Source organism: Shewanella sedimentimangrovi (genome assembly GCF_017354965.1).
In the GTDB taxonomy this organism is placed as follows: domain Bacteria; phylum Pseudomonadota; class Gammaproteobacteria; order Enterobacterales; family Shewanellaceae; genus Shewanella; species Shewanella cyperi.
Map to the genome: position 1 here is coordinate 3864537 of NZ_CP071502.1, position 21381 is coordinate 3885917.

18 protein-coding genes are annotated in these 21381 nt (G+C 58.5%); 14 read left to right on the plus strand and 4 right to left on the minus strand.

Annotated features, from left to right (window positions below; translation table 11 throughout):
• Positions 1-8 precede the first annotated feature (8 nt).
• The 3 genes from JYB85_RS17195 to JYB85_RS17205 all read left to right on the plus strand — a co-directional run bounded on the left by JYB85_RS17195 (position 9) and on the right by JYB85_RS17205 (position 2507).
• Entirely contained in the window at positions 9-539 is a 531-nt protein-coding gene (locus JYB85_RS17195) for an O-acetyl-ADP-ribose deacetylase (protein ID WP_207380260.1), read from the plus strand.
• 131 nt (positions 540-670) lie between these two features.
• The gene (locus JYB85_RS17200) at positions 671-1576 is read left to right on the plus strand and encodes an acyltransferase (RefSeq protein ID WP_207380261.1); all 906 of its coding nucleotides are present in this window, start codon (positions 671-673) and stop codon (positions 1574-1576) included.
• Positions 1569-2507, plus strand: a complete 939-nt coding sequence (locus JYB85_RS17205; protein ID WP_207380262.1) for an acyltransferase — start codon at positions 1569-1571, stop codon at positions 2505-2507. The genes JYB85_RS17200 and JYB85_RS17205 overlap by 8 nt, the downstream gene beginning before the upstream one ends.
• 64 nt (positions 2508-2571) lie before the next feature.
• On the opposite strand, the gene JYB85_RS17210 is transcribed toward JYB85_RS17205, so the two are convergent.
• On the minus strand, positions 2572-2844 hold the full coding sequence (locus tag JYB85_RS17210; protein WP_228730138.1) for a winged helix-turn-helix transcriptional regulator: 273 nt from the start codon (positions 2842-2844) through the stop codon (positions 2572-2574).
• A gap of 157 nt (positions 2845-3001) precedes the next feature.
• On the opposite strand from JYB85_RS17210, the gene JYB85_RS17215 reads away from it, so the two are divergent.
• A complete protein-coding gene (locus JYB85_RS17215) occupies positions 3002-3289 on the plus strand; it encodes a YciI family protein (RefSeq protein ID WP_207380264.1) in 288 nt (95 codons plus the stop codon).
• Positions 3290-3323: 34 nt separating this feature from the next.
• Here the strand turns inward: JYB85_RS17215 and JYB85_RS17220 are convergent, their stop codons facing one another.
• Positions 3324-3800, minus strand: a complete 477-nt coding sequence (locus tag JYB85_RS17220) for a DUF523 domain-containing protein (RefSeq protein ID WP_207380265.1) — start codon at positions 3798-3800, stop codon at positions 3324-3326.
• Positions 3801-4099: 299 nt separating this feature from the next.
• Here JYB85_RS17220 and JYB85_RS17225 point away from each other — a divergent pair, with 299 nt between their 5' ends.
• The 7 genes from JYB85_RS17225 to JYB85_RS17255 all read left to right on the plus strand — a co-directional run bounded on the left by JYB85_RS17225 (position 4100) and on the right by JYB85_RS17255 (position 16523).
• Positions 4100-4849, plus strand: coding sequence for a GntR family transcriptional regulator (locus JYB85_RS17225; RefSeq protein ID WP_228289651.1), 750 nt, complete (start codon positions 4100-4102; stop codon positions 4847-4849).
• Positions 4846-5724, plus strand: a complete 879-nt coding sequence (prpB, locus tag JYB85_RS17230; RefSeq protein ID WP_207321158.1) for a methylisocitrate lyase — start codon at positions 4846-4848, stop codon at positions 5722-5724. The genes JYB85_RS17225 and prpB overlap by 4 nt, the downstream gene beginning before the upstream one ends.
• Positions 5725-5841: 117 nt before the next feature.
• On the plus strand, positions 5842-6975 hold the full coding sequence (gene prpC, locus JYB85_RS17235) for a bifunctional 2-methylcitrate synthase/citrate synthase (RefSeq protein ID WP_207321159.1): 1134 nt from the start codon (positions 5842-5844) through the stop codon (positions 6973-6975).
• 71 nt (positions 6976-7046) lie between these two features.
• On the plus strand, positions 7047-9638 hold the full coding sequence (gene acnD, locus JYB85_RS17240) for a Fe/S-dependent 2-methylisocitrate dehydratase AcnD (protein WP_207380266.1): 2592 nt from the start codon (positions 7047-7049) through the stop codon (positions 9636-9638).
• A gap of 174 nt (positions 9639-9812) precedes the next feature.
• The gene (gene prpF, locus JYB85_RS17245) at positions 9813-11006 is read left to right on the plus strand and encodes a 2-methylaconitate cis-trans isomerase PrpF (protein WP_207380267.1); all 1194 of its coding nucleotides are present in this window, start codon (positions 9813-9815) and stop codon (positions 11004-11006) included.
• A gap of 123 nt (positions 11007-11129) precedes the next feature.
• The gene (locus tag JYB85_RS17250; RefSeq protein WP_207380268.1) at positions 11130-11735 is read left to right on the plus strand and encodes a LysE family translocator; all 606 of its coding nucleotides are present in this window, start codon (positions 11130-11132) and stop codon (positions 11733-11735) included.
• 297 nt (positions 11736-12032) lie between these two features.
• Positions 12033-16523: an EAL domain-containing protein gene (locus JYB85_RS17255; RefSeq protein WP_407695902.1), complete on the plus strand. Its 4491-nt coding sequence runs from the start codon at positions 12033-12035 to the stop codon at positions 16521-16523.
• Positions 16524-16587: 64 nt separating this feature from the next.
• Here JYB85_RS17255 and JYB85_RS17260 read toward each other — a convergent pair whose 3' ends face one another.
• On the minus strand, positions 16588-17676 hold the full coding sequence (locus tag JYB85_RS17260) for a branched-chain amino acid aminotransferase (RefSeq protein WP_207380269.1): 1089 nt from the start codon (positions 17674-17676) through the stop codon (positions 16588-16590).
• A gap of 137 nt (positions 17677-17813) precedes the next feature.
• Positions 17814-18605 (minus strand): choice-of-anchor H family protein, encoded by a 792-nt coding sequence (locus tag JYB85_RS17265; RefSeq protein WP_228730139.1) that lies wholly within the window; start codon positions 18603-18605, stop codon positions 17814-17816.
• A 222-nt stretch (positions 18606-18827) separates the two neighbouring features.
• On the opposite strand from JYB85_RS17265, the gene JYB85_RS17270 reads away from it, so the two are divergent.
• From JYB85_RS17270 to JYB85_RS17280, 3 genes are read left to right on the plus strand one after another with little or no spacing between them, the layout of a single operon-like run.
• Positions 18828-19136: a PepSY domain-containing protein gene (locus tag JYB85_RS17270; RefSeq protein ID WP_207380271.1), complete on the plus strand. Its 309-nt coding sequence runs from the start codon at positions 18828-18830 to the stop codon at positions 19134-19136.
• A 1-nt stretch (position 19137) separates the two neighbouring features.
• Positions 19138-19827, plus strand: a complete 690-nt coding sequence (locus JYB85_RS17275; protein WP_207380272.1) for a response regulator transcription factor — start codon at positions 19138-19140, stop codon at positions 19825-19827.
• On the plus strand, positions 19811-21184 hold the full coding sequence (locus tag JYB85_RS17280) for an ATP-binding protein (RefSeq protein WP_228730140.1): 1374 nt from the start codon (positions 19811-19813) through the stop codon (positions 21182-21184). Before JYB85_RS17275 ends, JYB85_RS17280 begins: the two co-directional genes overlap by 17 nt.
• Positions 21185-21381: the final 197 nt, after the last annotated feature.

Here is a 21381-nt window from a genome sequence, read left to right on the forward strand (position 1 = left end):
GACAGCAGATGCCGGGGATTCAGATCATCGAGGGCGACATCACCGGGGCCAGGGTGGATGCCATTGTCAATGCCGCCAACGGCCGTCTGCTGGGTGGCGGTGGTGTCGATGGCGCCATTCACAGGGCGGCCGGTCCGGCACTGCTGGAGGCCTGCCGCAGCCTGCCCGAACGCAATGGCATCCGCTGTCCCGTGGGCGAGGCCAGGATCACGGCGGCAGGCAAACTGGCCGCCCGTTATGTGATCCACACAGTGGGCCCCATTTACTCCGCCGATGCGGATCCCGCCGGGCATCTGGCCTCGGCCTACCGCAGCTCGCTGCGATTGGCCCTGGCCCATGGCTGTGTGAGTGTTGCCCTGCCCGCCATCTCCTGCGGCGTCTATGGTTATCCCCACCAAGACGCCGCCACCATTGCCCTTGGCGTTTGCCTGGAGCCCGAATTCAGCGCTTTGACATTGACCTTTTACCTGTTTGACCAAGGGCTGGCCCGGTTATGGCGCCAGACCCTGGCCAGTCTCAGTGCCAGCCCTAAAAACTAAAGCGCTGATCAGTCCTAAGATTGACGCTTCCAACGACTTTCAGAGCCTACCCGGGCCCCACACCAGCTTAAGATTGAGCCCTCCGGCAACTGCGGTTAACATAGGCCTCCGAATTTCGTACGGAGGACGCAATGGGCGCCATATTGACGCTGCTGAGAGGTTGCCTGGCATTTTTATGCTACGTGGCCAATACCCTGTTCTGGTTTGTGCCTATTTTGCTGCTGGGCTTGGTGAAACTGCTGCCCATAGATGCGCTGCGCACCTTGCTGTCCCACGGCATTGATGGCTGTGCCTCCGGCTGGATCAGTGTCAACGGCTTGATTGCCCGCCTGTGGCACCCCATCAGGATCAAGGTCAGTGGCGACGCTGCGCTGGACACCAGGGAATGGTACATGGTGATCGCCAATCACCAGTCCTGGGTCGATATTCTGGTGTTGCAGGGCGTACTGAACCGCAAGATCCCCTTCCTCAAGTTCTTTCTCAAGCAGCAGCTATTGTATGTGCCTGTGCTGGGACTGGCCTGGTGGGCGCTGGACTTCCCCTTTATGCGCCGCTACAGCACGGCGGAACTCAAGCGCAATCCCAAACTCAGGGGCAAGGATATAGAGATCACCCGTCGAGCCTGTGCCAAGTTCAAGCACAAGCCGGTGAGCGTGATGAATTTTGTCGAGGGCACCCGTTTTCGCCCCGAAAAGCACCAGAAACAGGGCTCTCCCTTCAATCACCTGCTCAGACCCAAAGCAGGAGGCATGGCCTTTGCGCTGTCGGCCATGGGCAGCCAGATCCACAAGCTGGTGGATGTGACCATTCACTACCCCGGCAAGGTGCCCAGCTTCTGGGACTATATTTCGGGCCAGGTCTATGAAGTGCGGGTGCACATTCAGGTCACCAATATTGATGACGGTTTGCGCGGCGACTATATGAACGACCGGGCCTTCAAGCAGCAATTCCAGGAGCGCCTCAACGCCATCTGGGTCGAGAAAGACAAGATCTTCGAACAATTGGCCACACAGGAGGCAAGGCAGCAAGATGTTTAATTTTTTACCCGGCCCGGTGCTGTTTCTGCTCAGTGCCTCGCTGCTTATCATCAATACCGCCCTGTGGGGCAGCCTGGTGTGCCTCGGTGGCCTGCTGAAGCTGGTGACCCCGGGCGAAACCGGCCGTAAATGGGTGTCGGCACTGATGAACCGCTTTATGTGGGCCTGGGCCAGCTGCAATGGCGGCATACTGTTTCTGATAGCCAAGATAGAATGGGACGTGCGGGGGCTGGAAAACCTGCAGCCCGATGGCTGGTACCTGCTGATCAGCAACCACCTGAGCGGTTTTGATATCGCGGCCCAGACCTATATCCTGCGCAACCACATTCCCATGCTGAAGTTCTTTCTCAAGAAGGAACTGATCTACGTACCCATCATGGGCCTGGGCTGCTGGGCGCTGGACATGCCCTTTATGAACCGCACCAGTCCGGAAAAACTGAAAAAGAATCCCAAGCTCAAGGGCAAGGATCTGGAAACCACCCGCAAGTCCTGCGAGAAGTTCCGCCATATTCCCACGTCCATCATCAACTACGTGGAAGGCACCCGGGTCACTGATGAGAAGCGCGCGCGGCAGAATTCACCTTACCGCCACCTGCTGAAACCCAAGGCCGGCGGCATTGCCTTCGCCCTGTCGGCCATGGGCGAGCAGTTCAATCAGCTGCTGAACATCACCCTGGTGTATCCCGACGCCCCCAAGGACATACTCATGGGCGTAATGCAGGGCAAGGTCAGCAAGGTAGTGATGCATATCGAGGCCCTGCCTGTGCCCCAGGTGGACGATAAGAGGTATTTCTCGCAGCCCGAATACCGCGCCGAGTTCCAGCGCTGGCTCAATGGTCTGTGGGAAGCCAAGGACACGCAAATCGACCAAATAATGCAAACCAATGACGCTAAAGCCTTTAATCAGCCAGCTCACAAGGAAACACATTAACTCTTGCTGGAAATGCCCCGGCGCCAAGAAGCCTTGGCGCCAATGGTTTTAATCACGTGCCAAGCTAGCCGTTAACTTTGCTTTCCCAGTCTGCCGCCCATTGCCGTAACGGATCAAGGGTGTCCATCAAGTCGGCGCCCAGTGCGGTCAGCACATAGCCATTGTCGGACTTCTCTATCAGCATGGCTTCCGTCAATTGCTTGACTCTTGAATTCATCACCGAAGGCGACATGCCGTCACACCTTTCCTGCAGTGACCTGAAGCTGCATGCCCCGCTGCGTAACTCCCACAGCAACCTCATATTCCATTTCCGGCCCAACAAATCGAACACCGCCATGATAGCGACCCCCGAATTTGAACCTCTTACAGTCTTTTTTGGTAATGGTGTATTCATCAGACTTGTGCTTCCAACTTGCGCTTCTAAATTAGTAGCGTTATTGTTGCTACGAAATAAGTAGCATCATGGTTCAAGATCAACAAAAGGTAAAGACGTTATGTATTTGGTAGACATGTGTTTCACCGAACCGGATAAGTTGACTGCCGAGCTCACGGCTCAACACAGGCAGTATCTGGCAAAGGAGTATGAATCGAATCGGCTGTTGTTCGGTGGTCGTAAAGTGCCCAGAACGGGTGGGATAATCATCTCCAGGCACGATACGGAGAAAGCACTCAGACAGATGCTGGATGCGGACCCCTTTATTCAGAGTGGGGCTGTCAGTTACACCATCACAGAATTTGTTCCTGTGATGGCCGCCGGAGAGTACAACAACCTGATAGCCTGACCTGCGGGGCGGAAATGCGCCCCTTACCGGTAAATCAGCTGATGCTGGAGGTAGATTCCAGGCGCGCCAGCTCGGCCGCGGCCTCATCCAGTTGCGCCTCGGTGAACACCTTGATGCCGTGGGCCTTGAGCAGGGCTGCGGTGACGCCATCGCCGTCGACAAGTTTTTTGCTGAAGCTGCCATCGTAAATCTGGCCGCTGCCACAGGAAGGGCTGCGGGCCTTGAGGATCGCAATGGCGACCTTCTCCCCCTGGGCCAATGCCAGGGCCCACTCGGCCCCCAGGGCAAATTCTTCACTGACATCTATACCGCCCCGGGTGATGACCCTTTCGCCGACACGCTCGGCGGCGGCCCTTGGGGTTGACAGCCCCCCGGCGCATTCCGGACACAGGGGCAGCAAACGCCCCTCCCGTTGCCAGCCGAGCCAACGTTCATCCTGTAACAGATTATCACCACCGTCGTAGCGCACTTTTTCACCCAACAAGCAGGCACTCACCAGAATTTTCTGCATACTTTGCTATTCAATCCACCCCACAGGCAATCTGGGATCCAGCATAACTGCTGTTGCCGCCACAGAAAAGCATCGGCGACAAAGGACTGAAAACAACAAGGATTGTCGACAATATTGATATAGAACAATTTTTAAATCGAATTGAGCAAACCCAATAAAGACAGCGACAATCAATATATATCAATATATTACAGAGCAAACATCTCGTAGTTAGACTTACGTCTACGTCAACACATTGTTGACAAAACTCCAGCCAGCAACTAACTTTTAGCCATTCGATGTCAACAATGGCAGCACAGATGTCAGTCAAAGACCTTGCCGAAATGCAGGAAAAGCCCGCCACCACCCTGGCAGATCAGGTGCTGGTCAGCATCCAGAACGCCATCATCAAGGGTGAGCTGGCCCCCGGCAGCAAGATCAATGAACAGGCCCTGGCCGCCCGCTACGGCATCAGTCGCGGTCCGACCCGCGAGGCCCTGCAGACCCTGGAGCGGCAACGCCTGGTGGTGCGCCTGCCACACGTGGGTGCCCGGGTCGCCCAGTTATCGGTGGAAGAGCTCAATGACCTCTACGCCCTGCGCAGCACCCTCGAGGCCATGGCCTGCGAGCTGGCGGCCCAGAGGATCACCGACGAGCAGCTGACCCGCCTCAGAGCGTTGTTGGCATCCCAGGAAGCGGCCCTCAAGGAAGGCGACACCTATTTCCAGGAACAGGGCGACGTCGACTTCCACTACCAAATCATCCAGGCCAGCGGCAACAAACACCTGCAGGAGACCCTGATTGGTGGTCTCTACCATCTGCTGCGCATGTACCGTTACCAGTGCAGCAACCGTGCCCGCCCCGTACGAGCCATCGCCGAACACAAACGCATAGTCGAAGCCATCGCCGCCCGCGATGGTGAGCTGGCGGCGCTGCTGATGCGCCGTCATATCGAAAAGGGCCGCCAGAATACCGAGGCGCGCCTGTTGGAACTCAAGGCCGAAGCCGAAGCATCGTTCAATGCGATGGGGCCAGGTCGCAGCAAACACCCAGAGGGAGAGACAGCATGACCCACAGCGCAGGAAAACGTTTCCGCGAGGCCCTGGCCCGCTCCAAGCCACTGCAAATTGTTGGCACCACCAACGCCTACTTCGCCCTGATGGCGGAACGTACCGGCTTCCAGGCCCTGTACCTGTCCGGTGCCGGTGTGGCCAACGCCTCATACGGTCTGCCGGATCTGGGCATGACCTCAATGAATGACGTGCTGATCGATGCCGGTCGCATCACCTCGGCCACCGAACTGCCACTGCTGGTGGACATAGACACAGGTTGGGGCGGCGCCTTCAACATCGCCCGCACCATCAAGGAGTTTGAAAAGGTGGGTGTGGCCGCCGTGCACATGGAAGACCAGGTATCCCAGAAGCGCTGTGGTCACAGACCCAACAAGGCCGTGGTCAGCACCGAAGAAATGGTTGACCGCATCAAGGCCGCCGTCGATGCCCGCACCGACGAGAACTTCGTGATCATGGCCCGTACCGACGCCGTGGCGGTGGAAGGTCTGGAAGCCGGTATCGAACGCGCCCAGGCTTACCTGGCGGCCGGTGCCGACATGATCTTCGCCGAGGCCCTGACCGAGCTGGATCAGTACCGCCGTTTCCGCGCCGCGGTGAATGCCCCAATACTGGCCAACATGACCGAATTCGGTCAGACCGAGCTGTTCAACAAGGAACAACTGGCCGAGGCCGGCGCCGACATGGTGCTTTATCCGCTGGGTACCTTCCGCGCCGCCAACCAGGCCGCGCTCAAGGTCATGCAGGCACTGATGAACGATGGCCACCAGCGCAATGTGCTGGACACCATGCAGACCCGCAAGGAACTGTATGACTTCCTGAACTATCACGCCTTCGAGGACAAGCTCGATCGCCTGTTCAACGAGCAGAAATAAGCGCATTACGAATAACCGGATTGCGCCATAGGCGCAACCGACACCGGCCTCTGTACTCTCTACTCCGTAACTTGGCCGGACTCGAATCAAACGAATCAAAAAACGAGGGAATGCAAGATGGCAGAAACAACTGAGAAGAAACTGAGCGGCGCCGGCCTCCGTGGTCAAAGCGCAGGTGAAACCGCCCTGAGCACAGTGGGCAAGTCCGGTTCCGGTCTGACCTACCGTGGCTACGATGTGAAAGACCTGGCCGAAAACGCCAGCTTCGAGGAAGTGGCCTTCCTGATCCTTTACGGCGAACTGCCCACCGAAGCGGAACTGAGCGCCTACCGCGCCAAGCTCAAGGGCCTGCGCGGCCTGCCACAGGCACTGAAAGAAGTGCTGGAGCGCATCCCCGCCAGCGCCCATCCCATGGACGTGCTGCGTACCGGTTGCTCCATGCTGGGTAACCTGGAGCCGGAAGAAGGTTTCGACGAGCAGTTCGACGTGGCCAACCGCATGCTGGCGGCCTTCCCCTCCATCATCTGCTACTGGTATCGCTTCAGCCACGACGGCGTGCGCATCGAGGTTGAGACCGATGACGAGCAGATCGGTGCCCACTTCCTGCACCTGCTGCACGGCAAGGCGCCTTCCGAGCTGCACGCCCGGGTGATGGACGTGTCGCTGATCCTCTATGCCGAGCATGAGTTCAACGCCTCCACCTTTACCGCCCGCGTTTGCGCCTCCACCCTGTCCGACATGCACTCCTGCGTGACCGGTGCCATTGGCTCACTGCGTGGCCCACTGCACGGTGGCGCCAACGAAGCCGCCATGGAACTCATTCAGGACATGCGCGACGAAGAGCACGCCCGAGAAGTGCTGATGGGCATGCTGGAGCGCAAGGAAAAGATCATGGGCTTCGGTCACGCCATCTACCGCGAGTCCGACCCACGCAACGCCATCATCAAGCAATGGTCCGAGAAGCTGTCCAAGGAATATGGCGATGACCGCCTGTACCGCGTTTCCGTGGCCTGTGAGTCGCTGATGTGGGAACAGAAGAAGCTGTTCTGTAACGCCGACTTCTTCCACGCCAGCGCCTATCACTTCATGGGCATACCCACCAAGCTGTTCACGCCGATCTTCGTCTGCTCACGGACCAGCGGCTGGACCGCACACGTGATGGAGCAGCGCAGCAACAACCGCATAATCCGCCCAAGTGCCGATTATGTGGGCGTGGGTCTGCGCCAGGTCACGCCGATAGCCCAGCGCTGATAACGGCAAAAATGACACAGGCAGGACGCTAAGGCGCCTGCCTTTTTTCCCTGTATTTTGTGGACAAGCCTATGAACACTGCACACCGCAAAAACCTGCCGGGCACGACACTGGACTATTTTGATGTCCAGGAAGCCGTCGATGCCCTGTGCCCCGGCGCCTATGCCAAGCTGCCCTACACCTCCAAGGTACTGGCCGAAAACCTGCTGCGCCGCGCCGATCCCACCCAGCTGAATGCCTTCCTCGGACAATTGATCGAGCGTAAACAGGATCTCGACTTCCCCTGGTTCCCTGCCCGCGTGGTCTGCCACGATATCCTCGGCCAAACCGCCCTGGTGGATCTCGCCGGTCTGCGTGACGCCATTGCCGCCAAGGGTGGCGATCCTGCCAAGGTAAACCCTGTGGTGCCGACCCAGCTGATCGTTGACCACTCCCTGGCAGTGGAACACGGCGGCTTCGAAAAGGATGCCTTCGAGAAGAACCGCGCCATCGAAGACAGACGCAACGACGATCGCTTCCACTTCATCAACTGGACCAAGAAAGCCTTCAAGAACGTGGATGTGATCCCGCCCGGCAACGGCATCATGCACCAGATTAACCTGGAGAAGATGTCACCGGTGATCCAGACCCGCGATGGCGTGGCCTTCCCCGACACCTGCGTCGGTACCGACAGCCACACGCCACACGTGGATGCTCTGGGCGTAATCGCCATAGGTGTGGGTGGTCTGGAAGCCGAAAACGTCATGCTCGGCCGCGCTTCCTGGATGCGCCTGCCGGACATAGTCGGCGTCAAGCTGAGCGGTCGCGCCCAACCCGGCATCACAGCCACCGACATAGTGCTGGCCCTGACCGAGTTCCTGCGTAAGGAAAGAGTTGTGGGTGCCTACCTGGAATTCTTCGGCGAAGGTGCCGCCAGCCTGACCCTGGGCGATCGCGCCACCATCTCCAACATGACCCCGGAATACGGCGCCACCGCCGCCATGTTCTATATCGACAACCAGACCATAGACTACCTACGTCTGACCGGCCGCGATGAGCAGCAGGTGCAACTGGTTGAAACCTATGCCAAGACCACTGGTCTGTGGAGCGATGCCATGACAGGCGCCGAATACGGCCGGGTGCTGGAATTCGACCTGTCCACAGTGGTGCGCAACATGGCCGGTCCATCCAACCCACACGCCCGGGTCGCCACCAGCGATCTGGCCGCCAAGGGTATCGCCGCCAAGTGGCAACAGGTACCCGGTGAAATGCCCGACGGCGCAGTGATCATCGCCGCCATCACCAGCTGCACCAACACCAGCAACCCCCGCAACGTGATTGCCGCCGGTCTGCTGGCCCGCAACGCGGTGCAGAAAGGCCTGGTGCGCCAACCCTGGGTCAAGACCTCACTGGCCCCCGGCTCCAAGGCCGTGGAACTGTACCTCAAGGAAGCCGGCCTGCTGCCCTACCTGGAGCAGCTGGGCTTTGGCATTGTGGCCTTCGCCTGTACCACCTGTAACGGCATGAGTGGCGCCCTGGATCCCAAGATCCAGCAGGAAGTGATCGACCGTGACCTGTACGCCACCGCCGTGCTGTCCGGTAACCGCAACTTCGATGGCCGTATCCATCCTTACGCCAAGCAAGCCTTCCTGGCCTCGCCGCCGCTGGTGGTGGCCTACGCCATCGCAGGTACAGTGCGCTTTGACATCGAAAAAGACGTGCTGGGCCTGGATGCCGACGGCAAGCCCGTGACCCTCAAGGACATCTGGCCCACCGATGCCGAGATTGACGACATAGTCAAATCCAGCGTTAAGCCGGAGCAGTTCCGCAAGGTGTACGAGCCCATGTTCAATCTGGCGGTGGAGTACGGTGAAAACCAGGATCCTTTGTATGCCTGGCGCCCACAAAGCACCTATATACGTCGTCCGCCCTACTGGGAAGGCGCCCTGGCCGGTGAGCGCAGCCTGAGCGGCATGCTGCCGCTGGCGGTGCTGGGTGACAACATCACCACAGATCACCTGTCACCTTCAAATGCCATTCTCGCCAGCTCAGCCGCCGGTGAGTACCTGGCCAAGATGGGCCTGCCGGAGGAAGACTTTAACTCCTACGCCACCCACAGGGGCGATCACCTGACCGCCCAGCGCGCCACCTTCGCCAACCCCAAGCTGTTCAACGAAATGGTGAAGGACGAAAGCGGCAAGGTGAAGCAGGGTTCATTGGCCCGTATCGAGCCCGAGGGCAAGGTCACCCGCATGTGGGAAGCCATTGAAACCTACATGGAGCGCAAGCAGCCGCTGATCATCATCGCCGGTAAGGACTATGGTCAGGGTTCCAGCCGTGACTGGGCCGCCAAGGGTGTACGTCTGGCCGGAGTTGAAGCCATTGTGGCCGAGGGCTTCGAGCGTATCCATCGCACCAACCTGGTGGGTATGGGCGTGCTGCCGCTGGAGTTCCTGCCGGGTTACGACAGAAACAGCTATGGCATAGACGGCACCGAAAGCTTTGACGTTAAGGGTGAACGCACCCCCGGCGCCGAGCTGACCCTGGTTATCCATCGCCGCAACGGTGAAACGGTGGAAGTGCCGGTGCGCTGCCGCCTGGATACCGCCGAGGAAGTGTCCATCTATGACGCAGGCGGGGTATTGCAGCGCTTTGCCGAAGACTTCTTGCAAGGCAGTGTTTGAGCGTTCTCTTACTGCGATCCCGGCGTCGGGAGTGCTCATGTATCGGTCGATACACTCCGCGCTCCCGACTTGGCCTCGCAGCAAGATCTTCGCTCCTAGGCCCAGGTAAAACATGAAATGGCAACAACTAGGAATGGCTAGCGTTATTAAATTCATGTCAAAGGATTCAATGCCATGGCATTTAAACCACAGATAAAAATTCCCGCCACCTATATGCGTGGCGGCACCAGCAAGGGCGTATTCTTCCGCCTGGAAGACCTGCCAGAAGCTGCCCGGGTACCGGGCGCGGCCCGCGATGCCCTGCTGATGCGGGTCATAGGCAGCCCCGATCCCTATGCCAAACACACCGACGGCATGGGCGGCGCCACCTCCAGCACCAGCAAGTGCGTGATCCTGAACAAGAGCAACGTCGCTAATCACGACGTGGACTACCTCTACGGCCAGGTGGCCATAGACTCGGCCTTCGTGGACTGGAGCGGCAACTGCGGCAACCTGTCCACCGCCGCCGGAGCCTTCGCCATCCACGCCGGTCTGGTGGATCCTGCCCGCATTCCCGCCAACGGCATCTGTTCGGTGCGCATTTGGCAGGCCAACATCAACAAGACCATTATCGCCCACGTGCCCATCAGCAATGGCGAGGTGCAGGAAACCGGTGACTTTGAACTGGACGGCGTGACCTTCCCCGCCGCCGAAATCGTGCTGGAGTTTATCGACCCCGCCGACGAGGGCGAAGGTGATGGTCCGGCCTCCATGTTCCCCACAGGTAATCTGGTGGACAGCCTGGAAGTGCCGGGTGTCGGCACCTTGCAGGCGACCATGATCACCGCCGGTATCCCGACCGTGTTCGTCAATGCCGCCGACATAGGCTACCAGGGCACGGAATTGCAGGAGGCCATCAACGGCAACCCGCAAGCGCTGGCGATGTTTGAAGCCATCCGCGTGGCGGGCGCCCTGCGCATGGGTTTGATCAAAACCGTCGCCGAAGCAGCCACCCGTCAGCACACCCCCAAGATTGCCTTTGTGGCACCGGCCAAGTCCTACACGGCCTCAAGTGGTAAGCAGATTGCGGCCGAGGATGTCGACCTGCTGGTGCGGGCCCTGTCCATGGGCAAGTTGCACCACGCCATGATGGGCACCTGCGCCGTGGCCATAGGCACGGCCGCGGCCGTCCCCGGCACCCTGGTCAACCTGGCCGCCGGTGGCGGCGAGCCCCAGGCGGTGCGTTTCGGTCATCCCTCCGGCACCCTGCGTGTCGGCGCCGAAGCCAAACTGCAGGATGGCGAGTGGACTGTGACCAAGGCCATCATGAGCCGCTCGGCGCGGATCCTGATGGAAGGCGCGGTCCGGGTTCCCGGCGACAGCTTCTGATATTCAAGGGACCGCAAGGTCCCTTTTCTTTTGCTTGAACGGATAGCCCTTAAAACCGACTGTCCTTAAAACCGATTGCTTTTGGCTGTCGCGGGCTGCTATTACCTGAATTTGGAGAAAATCATGTTTGAATCCCTGATGTTGCTGGTGGGCGCCACAGTGCTGCTGCTCGGTTCCCCCGGACCGGCCCCACTGGCACTGGCCGCCAGCAGCGCCACCTTTGGTGTGCGCAACAGCCTGCCTTTTCTCGGCGGCATACTCGCAGGTCTGCTGGCCGCCATAGCGGGAGCCCTGTTCGGCGTCGCGGCCCTGCTGAAGACGGCGCCACAACTGGCGCTGGCATTGCAAATCATCGCCGCCCTCTATATCGCCCGCATCGCCTGGCGCATTGCCACCGCGCCCGTACTGCCCACGGCCGAGCAACGCCAGGACAAGCCAAGCTTGCTGGACGGCTTCATTCTCAATCTGCTCAATCCCAAGGCCTATATGGCATTCCTAGCGCTGTTCTCGCAATTTTTACTGCCGGGGGATGAGGAGTATCTGCGATATGGCCTGACGGCCATGGTGTGTTTTGGCTGTGCCATAGTGGTGGATTTGGGCTGGTTGCTGGCAGGTGGTGCGTTGCGGCGAGTCTTCAGCCATCCCAAATGGGCCAGAACCGTACGCTGCTTGCTGGCTTTGGCTATGCTGGCAACAGTGCTGCTGGGACTCTTGCTGTGGCACACATAGCCAGCTGCGGCAGGCCATGCTGACGCCCGGGCCAGCAGGCCACAACGAACGAAAGCGCAGGCAGGTTTTGACCCAGGCTCCAGGGCATATTAAGGTCTCAGGGCTGGAATTTAATCGCGTCAACGCCCGCTTGTGCTGTGCGATTATACTGCCCGAACGGAGCCCGGTATAAAAAGCGGTCATATTCCTGCAAAAACGACCACAAAACGTCAACATGCCCTATACAAATAACTATATTGGTATCATGATGTTGGTCATAACAAAGCCACCAAAGGCACCTAGAAAAAGGGGACGCGGATTTTGCGCTTATTGATTGCTGCCCTGTTGATCGTCTTGATCCCATGGAAAAGCTCGGCCGATTTGGCCCATGTGACTGTGCCCCAATACCAGCACAGCCTCAAGTTTGAGCATTTCAGCAGCAGCGATGGCCTGAATCAAAATACCGTCACCCGCCTGTTCACCGACAGCGCCGGCATGCTGTGGATTGGCACCCAGGACGGGCTGCACTATTACAACGGCCAAAAGTTCAACGTCTTCCTGCACGATCCCCAAGACCCAGACAGTATTTCCGAAGGCTATATCACAGATATTATTCAGGACAGGGAAGGTCATTTGTGGATAGGTACCTTCACCCAGGGCCTGAACCGGCTCGATCTCAGCACCGGCAAATTCAGCCGCTTTGGCGAGGCCCAGGGCCTTACCGAGATGGGCATCACCCGGTTGGCGGTCATTTCCGAAACCCTGTGGATAGGCACCCGCAGCGGCCTGTTCTCCATGAACCTCAAAAATGGCCAGATCCGCCCCATTCCCCTGGGTAACGCCCTTAACCCGCAGATCACCGCCCTGGCCAGTGCCGGTGATGACTTTCTGTTGGTCGGCACCAGGAGTGATGGTGGCTATGCGGTCAGCAGCAACAGCATCACCCGCCTTAAGCTGCCCGGTAAAGACAGCATCAATCAGATCCGCGCCTTGGATAACAGCAATGCCTGGATTGCCGCCGGCAAAAAACTGTGGCGTTATCACCTCGACAAGACAGCGGCAGAACTGTTGTTTGAAAGCCGGCAGGAAAGCTTCTTTCAGGGGGACATACGTGATTTCGACATGGACGCCCCGGGGGAGATATGGGCAATTGCCCCCGGCGCCGGCCTGATTGAACTAAAAGCCAAGTACGGCTGGCAACCCCAATACCACAGAAACGATAGCCGCAGTATTCGCGATATCAGCGACAATAACCTGATGAGCATTCTGCTCGACCCCAACGGCAACCTGTGGCTCGGTGGCAGTTATTCCGGACTGGATAAAATCAACGTCCAGCGACAATTTTTCGAGCACCTGTTTGATAACAGCTCGGCCAGACCCAAGCAGATCAACATGGTGCGTGCCCTGCACCAAACAGCCGATGGCACCCTGTGGATAGGCACCGAAGGCGCCGGCTTAAAGACCCTGAAACCCGGCGCTGACCGCTATCAATACCGCACCTCGCTGTTTACCCAGGCCATGGGACTGGATGAAAACGCCATTTCCCTTATAGTCAGGGATATCAAGGAAGACGCTGCAGGAACCCTCTGGTTTGCCTCCAATTATGGTCTGGGTCGACTGTCGGTCGAGGGGACATTCAGCCTGCTGGGGCAATCGCTTTTCAGCAACAATATGCTGCGTAACCTCGACATAGACAGCAAGGGCCGTCTGTGGCTGGCGGCCGATGATGGTGTGTACCTGAAACAAACGGACGGCAATGCGCTCACCAAGGTGATCATGCACAATGCCCAGGGCAAAAAGGTTTCATTGCGTCAGGTTTTGGTGGTACAGCACATAGACGATGATCTGTGGATTGGGACCCTTGAGGGGTTACACCGGCTGGAAATGGACACTGGCATAGTGCAGTCCTTCCTCCACCAGGCCAATAATCCCTACAGTCTCGGCAACAACCGTATCCGCGACATAGTGCAGTTGAGCAACGGGGAAATCTGGCTCGGCACCCACGGAGGCATAGACATAGCGACCCAGCGCGAGGGGCAATGGCAATTCCGCCATTTGGGCGACTCGGTCTCCCTGCCCAGCGAAACCATTTATGGCTTGCTGGAAGACTCACGCCAACGCATCTGGTTCAGCAGCAACGCCGGTGTCAGCCGCTATGACCCCAGAGACAACAGCCTGCTGACCTTCAATGAGTATGAGGGCCTGCAGGAGCAGGAATACAACGGTGCCACCAAACACAGGGACAGGTATGGTTTCTTCTGGTTCGGTGGCATTAACGGCATTACCCGCTTTGATCCCTTGGGGATCCCTGAGCAACGCACGGATGCCAGGCTGGCGCTGACGGGGTACGCCGTGGGCACAGTCTCGCATCAGGTGCTGGATCTCAGTCATCCTCCGGCCATAGTCATGGACTATTCCGACAAGGTGGTCAACTTCGAGGTCAGCTCCCTGGACTTCAGTTATCCCGGGCGGGATCGCTTTGGCTTCTATTTGCAGGGCTTTGATAACAAGTGGCACAGCGATCGTGCCAGCCCGAATATCACTTACACCAACCTCAATCCCGGAGAATATATTCTGCGGGTGAGACACGGTCTTGATCACAATACCCTGGGACATCAAATTCTCAGTATTCCGCTGACGGTAAAAGCGCCCCTGTATCGCACCACCCCGGCCTTTTTCAGCTACATCATTGTCTTGCTGAGTTTGCTTGGCTGGCTAATCCATGCCCGCAGGCAAAAACTCATACAAAGGCGTGAATTTGAAAACAGCATCCGCACCTCGGAAGAACGGCTGAAACTGGCCCTGTGGGCCTCGGGTGACGGCATGTGGGACTGGGATCTCGCTGCCGGCAAGGTATTCCGCACCCGCATGTATCCCCATGACTCGCAGCAGCACGAAGGCCCCGTCTTGCTGGACAAGATCCACCCGGAAGACAAGGGGCGGGTATTGATGGCGCTGCAGGCCCACATCGACGGTAAAAAACCCTTTTACGAAGCCGAATACCGTATCGAAAACCGTCCCGGCGAATGGATCTGGCTGCTTGACCGCGGTCAGGTGGTGGAAAGGGATAAGGACAACAAGCCGCTGCGTATGGTGGGTACCCATAAGGACATCACCAGCCGCAAGGTGACCGAAAACGAGTTGCGCCTGTCGGCCCAGGTATTGGCCAGCATGAACGAGGCCGTGGTGGTGGGCAGTCTCGATTACCGCATCGCTTCGGTGAACCCCGCCTTCAGCTTGATCACCGGCTACAGCGGCGAACAGGTACTGGGCAAGCACTTCCTGTTTCTCGCCAAGGACAGACGGCATCGCCAGCAATTTGAAGCCATAGAGCAAAAGCTGCTGCGGCAAAAACATTGGTCCGGCGAACTCAAGATCCGCACCAAGCAGCATCAAACCCTGCTGATCTGGCTGGAAATCAATCAGGTGATCGATGCCAAGGGCGAAGCCAGCCACTTTGTGGCCGTATTTACCGACATCACGGACCGCAAACGGGCCGAAGAAGATCTGCGCCTGCTGGCAAGTTTTGATCCGCTCACCAAGCTGCCCAACCGCACCCTGTTCCAGGACAGGCTTAACCATGCCATCAGTCAGGCCCACAGAAATGAGACCATGGTGGCGCTGCTGTTCCTCGACCTCGACCGCTTCAAGCATATCAACGACTCCCTGGGGCACCATGTGGGCGATTTGCTGCTCAAATCCGTGGCCCACAGGTTGCAAACCTGTATCCGCGATGGGGATACGGTTGCCCGCCTCGGCGGTGACGAGTTCACCATCATCCTTGAGGGCATGACCAAACCCAAGGCGGCCACCCTGATTGCCGAGAAACTGATCCGCGCCTTCCAAACCCCTTTCATTCTGGAAGACAAGGTGCTGACCATTTCCACCTCCATAGGGATCAGCCTGTATCCGCTCGATACCCTGGATGCGGATTCACTGCTCAAGTATGCCGATACCGCCATGTATCACGCCAAGTCATTGGGCAGAAACAACTTCCAATTCTACACCGCCAAGCTCAATGAATACGCCATGCGCCATGTGGAACTGGAGGCCGGGTTAAAACAGGCCATCAGCCGTCAGGAGTTCCGCCTGGTGTATCAGCCCAAGTTCAAGGTGGACACGGGGGAACTCACAGGCTTCGAGGCGCTGCTGCGCTGGCACTCGGCTGAGCTGGGCAACATTTCTCCCGGGGAATTTATCCCCCTGGCCGAGGAAATAGGCATCATCAATCAGGTGGGGCACTGGGTGATCAACGAGGCCTGCCAGCAGATGGCCAAATGGCAACAGCAGGGCTGCCAGGAGATGCACGTGGCGGTCAACCTGTCCGCCCGTCAGCTCAAGGCCGACATACTGTCCACCATAGAGGTTGCCCTGGCGGTGGCTGGGCTGCCGGCCCACTTCCTGCAACTGGAACTGACCGAATCGATGATCATGAAAAACCCCCAGGAGTCGGTGGCCGTGCTGTCGAAGCTCAAGGCCCTGGGACTGACCCTGGCGGTGGATGACTTCGGCACCGGCTACTCCAGCTTGAGTTACCTCAAGCGTTTCCCCATCGATGTCCTGAAGATTGACCGGGAATTCGTGCGCGATATCAGCAATGACCCGGAAGATGCCGCCATCACCAGCGCCATTATCGCCCTGGCACACAGTCTGGATTTGACCGTGGTGGCCGAAGGGGTGGAAACCGAGGAGCAGTTGCACTTCCTGGCACAACAAGAGTGTGACGAGGTACAGGGCTTCCTGCTTGGCAAGCCCATGAGCGCCGAAGAGTGTGGCAAGTTGCTGCTGTCGGTACCGGAACCCAGCTGAACCCGATATTAAAAAAGGCTCCCGAGGGAGCCTTTTTTATTGCCGTCATCTTTTGAGCGCGGCGTTAGCCGGCGCGATGCTCGACCTTTTTGACCCAGCCGTCGGGACCGGGGCGCAGACCCTTTTGGATCTCGGTAAAGACCTTGTAGATGCGGCTGATATGGGGGCCGACCTGGCCATCCCCAACGGTCACCACCCTGCCATCCTCAAAAATGTAGGAGCCGACTGGCGACACCACGGCGGCGGTACCAAAACCGCCGGCCTCAACGATTTCACCGGACTCGATATCGGCAATAAACTTCTCCAGCAACACGGGCTCCTGACGTACCTTGCAACCCAGCTCCTCACTCAGGGCCAGGATTGACTCCGAGGTGATGGAACGCAGGATAGTGTCGGTGAACTCGGGGATCACTATGGTGCCGTCCTTGAGGATATGGAAATGGTTCATGGCGCCCACTTCCTCTATGTATTTGTTGCTGGCATCCAGATACAGCACCTGGGCGGCACCGTATTCGGCGGCGGCCTTGCCGGCCCGCAGCGAAGCGGCATAGTTACCGGCGGCCTTCGACGCACCGGTACCGCCGGATACGGCCCTGTGGTACTTGGTGCTGATCAGCAGGCGGATGGCGTTGAGATTCTTGCCATAATAGGCACCGCTGGGGCTCAGCACCACGCAGAAGGTGTACTTGCTGCTGGGGCTGACCGACAACCGGTCTTCGGTGGCGAAGATAAAGGGACGAATATAGAGGCAGGCCCCCTCCTGACGCGGGAACCACAGCCTGTCCACATCGATCAGCGCATTGATGGCTTCCAGCTGCATCGCCTCGGGCAGATTGGGAATGCAGACTATGTCGGCGGAACGGTTCATGCGCTCGGCATTCTTGTTGAGGCGGAAGGTGTAGATTTCCCCGTCCTCGTGCATAAAGGCCTTGGCACCTTCGAAGATGGACTGGCCGTAGTGCAGCGCCATGGCGCCGGGGGCCATTTCGAACGGGCCATAGGGCACAATCCGTGGATCGAGCCACTCACCGTCCTGATAATCCATCATAAACATGTGATCGGTTCTGAGTCGGCCAAAGCCTACTTCACCCTGAGGGACAAAAGGCTCAGTGCGGCGCTCTGACGCAGGTTTTAAATTAAATTTTATGTCCATTGCATACCACCTTGATTACTGATCAAGCAGACTAGGGAGCAGCAGGGATAAAGTCAAGTGAGCGGGGAATAAGGGAAAGGTGCTGCTGTAAAGCCAATAGACAAAGGGGACGGTCAGCCGTCCCCCAAGAATTGCATTCAGGCGCGTCTGCGGCGCCAGGCCAACCAAGCCAGAGGCGTCAGGGCGAGCCAACCCAGGGCACCACCACCATGGCCGTCGCTGACCGCGACATACTCCAGATCCGTGGCTGCGGCCTCCAGTGGCAAGGCATACAGGCCATCTGTGTCGTCTGAGCTGATGGTGGCCACCACATCGCCGTAGCCCACCTCATAGAGATCGATCAGCACATCGTAATGACCCAGCCGATAGCCCTGTGCCAGGGTGGTCACCACTTCGTAGTCATCCAAATCCGTTTGTCCCTGGATGATGAAATTTTCTGTGGTGAAGTAGCGGATCCAGTCGCCCCCCTCGTAGCTTAAATACAGCTCGGCATACACGGGCACACTTTCACCGGCATAGCTGGAATACACATCGGCATCAAAGGTGACCGAGAAGCTGCTGTAAAAGCCGTCGTAGTCCCTGTCTTCCAACAGGCGGGCAAAGGCGTCATAGAAGCTGAACTCGTGATAGACACCTGAATTCAGTTGGGCACTGCGTTGCAGCTTGGCCCCCTTGTGCTTCTCACTTTGCACCTGCTCCCGGGTCATGGGGGTGGCCGGCAGAGCCTGCACCTGATTCAGCTGCTTGAGCACAGGGCTCAGCTTGTCCAGGGTAGCGTCATCCACCAGGCGTTCGGCCGGCAGGCTGTGATCGGCACCACGGCCCAATGATGCCTGTGAAGGTTCGGCGGCTTGGCCCACCAGGGGCAACAGCAGGGAAGGTAACAGTAACAATTGTCGCCAAGTTTGGCTGCGAGTGAATGTGTTCATCATCCTGACCTCATCTTCGACTGGTTGATGGGGCCATTAAAACCAGCGCCAGGTGAACATTGGCTGAACGCGTGCAAAAGTCCACTTTCAGCCAATGTTCAGCTTAAGGCGGCTATAACTGCAACCAAGGGAATGCCGCAACAGCCTGTTTCTTATGGACAGGGGATCTTTTACACTGAGAGCAGAATCACTCCCTGCTTTCACTGTGCCGAGGACAAGAGAATGAAATTTGCCGCCACCCTGCTGGGCACCTGCCTGCTGCTGGTCACCGCCACAGGTGAGGCATACATGCTGCCATCCCTGAAGCCAAGCCACTTGATGACACCGGACGGCAAACAGGTCCAGCTCAGGGTCCGCAGTCCGGAACAGGCGGCGTCCATGGCCAGTGGGCGCTACCCGGGCAAGGTGCTCAAGGTGGGTCGCAGCACGGTCAACGGCAATCCCGGTTATCGCATCAAAATGGTGACCAACGACGGCAAGGTGTTTTACGTGGCCGTGGATGCGGTCACGGGCTCGGTAGGGAGAGATTGATATGCGACTCTTGTTGGTGGAAGACGATGCCGCCCTGGCACAAAATCTCAGGGACCATCTGCAACAGCTGCTGTACAGCGTGGATCTGGCCACAGATGGCGAAATCGGCCTGTTCCAGGGTCAGGAATACGACTACGATGCGGCCATTATAGACGTGGGCCTGCCCAAGCTCGATGGCATCAGCCTTATTCGGGCGCTGCGTGAGGCCCAAAGGGATTTTCCCGTGATTATCCTCACCGCCAGGGACAGCTGGCAGGACAAGGTAGAAGGCCTGGATGCCGGTGCCGATGACTACCTGACCAAACCCTTCCACCCGGAAGAACTGAGCGCCAGGCTCAAGGCGCTGATCCGCCGCTCCGCCGGCAAGGCCAGCCCGGTGATCAACAACGGTCCCCTCAGCCTCAACAGTGCCAGCGGCGAGGTGCTGCTCCACGGTCAGTCCGTCAACCTGTCGGGATCGGAATACAAGCTGCTGCAATTCCTGATGCTGCACCGGGGCGAGGTCAAATCCAAGACCGTGCTGACCGAGCATATCTACGACCAGGATTTCGATCTGGACTCCAACGTCATTGAAGTCTTTATCCGCCGGCTGCGCAAAAAACTGGACCCGGACAACAGCCTGGGCCTGATAGAAACCCTCCGCGGCCAGGGTTACCGGCTTAACAAACTGGATGATGCCCAAGGTGGCTGATAATCCCCGCCCCATGTCACTGAAAACCCGGCTGCGGCTCAGCGCCCTGTTGCTGCTGTTGTTGTTGCTGCCGGCCATTGGCATGGCACTGCACAATGCCTTCGAGCGCCAGGCCAGCAGCGGCACCCGCGACGAACTCAATGCCCTGCTGTATTCGGTGCTGACCCTGGCGGAAGTGGACAGCGACGGGTTGCAGATGCCGGACGCCTTGGCCCAACCCCAGTTCAATATCGACAAATCCGGGCTGTATGCCATCATCAGCGGCGCCGACGGTGCCGTACTGTGGCGCTCGGGCTCCCTGGTGAGTCAGGCGCTGCCCGCTACCCTGCCCCGTCCGGCCCGGGGCGAGCGCCGCTTTGGCGAACTGAGCTTTGGCGAACCGAGCCTCGGCGATGAGCGGCAATTTATTCTCAGCTTCAGCGCCAGCTTCGAGACCCGCAACGCCCAAGGCCGGCTGCAGGACTTCCCCCTGACGGTGCACATCATCAAATCCCGCGCCGCCCATGACAAGCTGATGCGCGACTTCAGGCACAGCCTGTGGCGCTATTTGGCACTGACCGCCATCTTGCTGGCGGCGGTTCAGGGCCTGTGGCTGCTGTGGACCCTGAAACCCTTGCAACATTTCCAGCGGGAGCTGGAAGCGGTGGAAAACGGCCGTCAACAATTGATTGGCGATGCCTTTCCCCGGGAGCTGCAACCCCTGGTGCGCCAGCTCAATTCACTGCTGACCACAGAGCAAAATCAGCGCACCCGTTACCGCAATGCCCTGGCGGATCTGGCCCACAGTCTGAAAACCCCCTTGGCCGTGCTCAAGAGTCAGCCGCAGTTACCGGCGGCGGCACTGGAGCAAATCGACGCCATCAGCTATTCCATCAGTCATCAGCTGAAGCGGGCCCAAAGTGCCGGCGCCGCCTCCTGGCATCAGGGGGTAGCCATTGCCGAGGTGACCGACAAGCTGCTGCGCACCTTGGGCAAACTCCATGCGGATACCCAGCTCCAGTTAACCCAGTCGCTGGCGCCGGATCTGATGTTCAAGGGTGACAGCGGCGATCTGACCGAACTGCTCGGCAACCTGCTCGACAACGCCTGCAAGGCCGCCAAAAGCCAGGTGCGTATCGCCGGGGTGATGCAAGGCAACAACCTGCACCTGGTGGTGGAAGATGATGGCCCGGGGATCCCAGATGAACTGAAAGAGCGCATCTTCGAGCGCGGCATGCGCGCAGATACCTACGAAAAAGGCCACGGCATAGGCCTGGCGATAGTGCGCGACCTGGTCGACAGCTACCAGGGCCGACTTAACCTGGGCCGTAGCGAGGCCCTCGGCGGCGCCCGGTTTGAGCTGGTGTTCCGCCAGTAACTTGGGTGTCGCTTGACTTAGCGACGGGAAGTTTGTTGGGTCGTTTTTCAAACGACGGAGAGTGAGTCGCTTTTCAAGCGACGGAAAGTCGAAGCCTTCCAGGCTTCACCGGGGCAAGGGACTTTGCTCGTCCAAAGCCCCTTGCAACCCAAAGGACGCCCGCCACGAAGCGGAAAGCCCCTCGGCCTTATACTGAA

Coding starts and splice junctions, on each gene's coding strand:
- JYB85_RS17220 (WP_207380265.1), bottom strand. CDS start 3,800: ATGCAGAAAATTCTGGTGAGTGCCTGCTTGTTGGGTGAAAAAGTGCGC.
- JYB85_RS17260 (WP_207380269.1), bottom strand. CDS start 17,676: ATGGACATAAAATTTAATTTAAAACCTGCGTCAGAGCGCCGCACTGAG.
- JYB85_RS17210 (WP_228730138.1), bottom strand. CDS start 2,844: ATGGCGGTGTTCGATTTGTTGGGCCGGAAATGGAATATGAGGTTGCTG.
- JYB85_RS17270 (WP_207380271.1), top strand. CDS start 18,828: ATGAAATTTGCCGCCACCCTGCTGGGCACCTGCCTGCTGCTGGTCACC.
- prpF (WP_207380267.1), top strand. CDS start 9,813: ATGGCATTTAAACCACAGATAAAAATTCCCGCCACCTATATGCGTGGC.
- JYB85_RS17265 (WP_228730139.1), bottom strand. CDS start 18,605: ATGAACACATTCACTCGCAGCCAAACTTGGCGACAATTGTTACTGTTA.
- JYB85_RS17195 (WP_207380260.1), top strand. CDS start 9: ATGCCGGGGATTCAGATCATCGAGGGCGACATCACCGGGGCCAGGGTG.
- JYB85_RS17280 (WP_228730140.1), top strand. CDS start 19,811: ATGCCCAAGGTGGCTGATAATCCCCGCCCCATGTCACTGAAAACCCGG.
- JYB85_RS17225 (WP_228289651.1), top strand. CDS start 4,100: ATGTCAGTCAAAGACCTTGCCGAAATGCAGGAAAAGCCCGCCACCACC.
- JYB85_RS17200 (WP_207380261.1), top strand. CDS start 671: ATGGGCGCCATATTGACGCTGCTGAGAGGTTGCCTGGCATTTTTATGC.
- prpC (WP_207321159.1), top strand. CDS start 5,842: ATGGCAGAAACAACTGAGAAGAAACTGAGCGGCGCCGGCCTCCGTGGT.
- JYB85_RS17205 (WP_207380262.1), top strand. CDS start 1,569: ATGTTTAATTTTTTACCCGGCCCGGTGCTGTTTCTGCTCAGTGCCTCG.
- JYB85_RS17250 (WP_207380268.1), top strand. CDS start 11,130: ATGTTTGAATCCCTGATGTTGCTGGTGGGCGCCACAGTGCTGCTGCTC.
- JYB85_RS17215 (WP_207380264.1), top strand. CDS start 3,002: ATGTATTTGGTAGACATGTGTTTCACCGAACCGGATAAGTTGACTGCC.
- acnD (WP_207380266.1), top strand. CDS start 7,047: ATGAACACTGCACACCGCAAAAACCTGCCGGGCACGACACTGGACTAT.
- JYB85_RS17275 (WP_207380272.1), top strand. CDS start 19,138: ATGCGACTCTTGTTGGTGGAAGACGATGCCGCCCTGGCACAAAATCTC.
- prpB (WP_207321158.1), top strand. CDS start 4,846: ATGACCCACAGCGCAGGAAAACGTTTCCGCGAGGCCCTGGCCCGCTCC.